The sequence below is a fragment of the Streptomyces murinus genome, assembly GCF_002154555.1.
Classification (GTDB): domain Bacteria; phylum Actinomycetota; class Actinomycetes; order Streptomycetales; family Streptomycetaceae; genus Streptomyces; species Streptomyces murinus.
On the sequence record NZ_MUNF01000559.1, the window covers coordinates 1 to 3042 of the forward strand.

Genomic DNA, 3042 nt, shown 5'->3' on the forward strand with positions numbered 1-3042 from the left:
CGATCGGCGCGATCCTCGCGGACATCGCCACGGTGTTCCTCGACCCGAGGGTGCGGGTGGGCGGGGGTGTCGATGGTCATGTCAGCTCACCCGCACCCTCGGGTCGAGGAACACCGTGGCGATGTCCGCGAGGATCGCGCCGATCGCGGTGAGCGCGGCGGCGAAGGCGGCTGTCGCGACCGCGCCGTGTACGTCGTTCTTGCTGATGGTCTGGATGAAGTAGCGGCCCATGCCGTTCCAGCCGAAGATCGTCTCCGTGATGACGGCGCCGGTGAAGACGGCCGGGACGCTGAACGCCACGGAGGCCGCCGTCGGGATGAGCGCGGCCCTCAGGGCATGCCTGCGGATGGCCTGGGCGCGGGTGAGCCCGGTGGCCTGGGCGGTGCGCACGAAGTCGGAGTTGAGCGTGTCGAGCAGCAGCGAACGCTGGGTCAGGTGGTAGCCGACGTATCCCATCAGGGTGAGCGTCAGGGTCGGCAGGATCAGATGCAGGAGGCGGTCGAGGATCGTGGGGAACAACCCGTCGACGCCCGGGGAGTTCTCACCGGCGACGTAGAGGAAGTGCAGTCCGGCGTGCTGGTTCAGCCAGATGGCGACGAAGACCACGGCGAGGGCGGCGACGGTCGTGGGGACGTTGAACACCACGATGGACACCGCCTGCGAGACCCGGTCGGCCCAGCCGTACTGCCGTGCGGCGGTGTAGACGCCGAGCGCGACGCCGACCACCACGGACAGTACGGTCGCGATGACGACCAACTCCGCGCTGACCAGGGCCCGGTAGCCCATTTCCCCGTTGACGGAGACGCCGGTGGGAGACTTTCCCCAGTCGAAGTGCAGGATCACCGAGGTCAGCCAGTCCCACCAGCGGTGCACCAACGGCACCCGGGGGTCCAGGTTGTACGGCGCGAGGGCCCGGTCGATCTGCGCCTCGCTGCGGACGGGCCGCAGCTCCTTGAAGTTCGACCGCGGGTCCAGGAACCAACTGGCGAGGAAATAGGTGGCGTTGGTCGCCACCACGATCATCAGGAGCCAGCCGGCCGCCTTGCGCATCACATAGCGCACCATGTACGGCACCTCCTCACCACACACGGGACGCGTGCTTCTGGAGCACCGGGGGGACAGGGCGAATGCATGCGTGGTGACGCTTTCTGGGGGCACGGATGGGGTGCGGGGATACGCACACGTCAGCTTGGTCCCAGGCGTCACCCCAGCACCAGGTCTTTACCAGCCGTGCCATGAAGCCGACATGCTGCCGTAGCACAGGGTCGGCAACACACGACATTTCGGGCCGGGTTCAGCAGCCGGAGTCGGCGATGACGAAGTAACCCGCGGGGGACTCCTTCAGGGTGTGGGTGATGGCGACGTTGTAGAGGCCCATGTTCTGGTTCGAGCCGTTGGCGTAGGTGTAGCCGCCGCTCTGGTGGGCGCGTCCGGCCTGTACCTGGTTGTAGTTGTTGTCGGTGTAGCACTTGGGCGCGGACCCGGTCGTCGTGGCGGTGACCGAGGCGGAGGACGCGCCGGCGGCGCCCGCGGAGTCGACCGCGGCGACGGTGTAGTGGTAGGCGGTGGCGGGGCTCAGGCCGGTGTCGGTGTACGTGGTGCCGGTCGTGGAACCGGTCTTCGTGCCGTCGCGGTAGATGTCGTACGACGCGGCGCCGCTGACGGCGTTCCAGGACAGCGAGGCGCCGGTGTCGGTGGTGCCGGTCACCGTGAGACCGGCCGGCGCGGGCAGCGAACCGGTGCCGCCGCCCTGCCCCGCGCCGCCGTCCAGGCCCCAGAACGTGGCGGTGTAGTAGCTGGAACAGATGGCCGCGAGGTAGTACGCCCCCGTGCTGCCGCACTGGTCGGCGCCGGAGCCGGGGTCCACGGCGAGGCCGTGGGTCATGCCGGGGACGGAGAACAGGGCGACCGCGGGTTTACCGGTGCCGTCGTCGTAAAGGCTCTCGGTGGTGCCCCCTGGCAGGCTCTGGGTGCTGGAGGCGGTCTGGCCGATGCCCCAGACATCGGTCCACTGGTCGCGCAGCTCGGTGCCGTTGACCGGGGTGACGGTGGTGTCGGCGGTCCCCTGCCAGACGGCGACCCGGGGCCACGGCCCCGAGTGACCCGGAGCGGAATTGCGGACCTTGTCGCCCCACTGCTTCGGGGTGAGGTTCTGGCTCCCGTACTGGCACCCGGAGGCGGCGGTCAGGGTGGTGGCGCACTGCGCGGGCAGGCCGGAGTCCACGGAGCCGCCCGCGAACACGTCCGGATAGTCGGCGAGCAGATCCGCGGTCATGCCGCCGCCCGCGGACAGGCCGGTGACGAAGACACGGCCGCGGTCCGAGCCGTACTGCGCCGCGGCGGTGTCGACCATCTGGACGATCGAGGCCGCCTCGCCCTTGCCCCGCGTGTCCTTGGTCGAGTCGAACCAACTGAAGCAGGACAGGCTGTTGTTGGCCGTGCTGGTCTGCGGATAGACCACGGCGAAACCCCATTGGTCGGCGAACTTCTGCCAGCCGGAGTGCGTGTGGTAGTCGCTCGCCGACTGGCTGCACCCGTGCACGGCCACGACCAGGGGCGCGCCGGTGCGCAGGTCGGACGGCGCGTACTCGTACATCGCCAGGTTGCCGGGGTTCGAGCCGAAGCCGGTGACCTGCTGGAGGGTGCCGGCGGCCGCCGCGTCGGCGGCGAGGGGGGTGAGGGCGGTCAGGCCCGCGGTGAGCAGGCCCAGTACGGCGGCCTGTGCGGTGCGCCGGAGGAATCCGCGCCAGGTGGTGTGGGGCATGGGTGCGACTCCGATGAGTAGTGGGGAGGGAGGCGGAGGCCCTGGACGCGGCGCGCCGCCCGGCGGTCCCGTCCCGCCCGGCGTGCCCCGCGCCCGTGCCGTGGGCAGGCCGGGCGCGGACCGGGCCCGCGTCCGGCGCGTCGTCGTACCGGATTGCTGGAAGCGGAACGTACGACCGCCGCTCCCGGCGCGCCATGTGAGGGGCAGCCAGGGCGGCGGCGCCCGGCGTGGTTCACGCAGCCATGGTGGGGGCGGGGGCGCCATGCCATACGACGGTC

The 3042-nt window shown here is 70.6% G+C and carries 2 protein-coding genes; both read right to left on the reverse strand.

Translation table 11 applies throughout. The annotated features are described in order from the left end of the window. Nucleotides 1-81: 81 nt before the first annotated feature. Entirely contained in the window at nucleotides 82-1065 is a 984-nt protein-coding gene (locus CCN72_RS29640) for an ABC transporter permease (protein ID WP_037662381.1), read from the reverse strand. A 229-nt stretch (nucleotides 1066-1294) separates the two neighbouring features. Then, nucleotides 1295-2764 carry an extracellular catalytic domain type 1 short-chain-length polyhydroxyalkanoate depolymerase gene (locus tag CCN72_RS29645; protein WP_086811061.1) on the reverse strand — a complete coding sequence of 490 codons (1470 nt, stop codon included), beginning with the start codon at nucleotides 2762-2764 and terminating at the stop codon, nucleotides 1295-1297. Between the last annotated feature and the right edge of the window lie 278 nt (nucleotides 2765-3042).

Coding starts and splice junctions, on each gene's coding strand:
- CCN72_RS29645 (WP_086811061.1), bottom strand. CDS start 2,764: ATGCCCCACACCACCTGGCGCGGATTCCTCCGGCGCACCGCACAGGCC.
- CCN72_RS29640 (WP_037662381.1), bottom strand. CDS start 1,065: ATGGTGCGCTATGTGATGCGCAAGGCGGCCGGCTGGCTCCTGATGATC.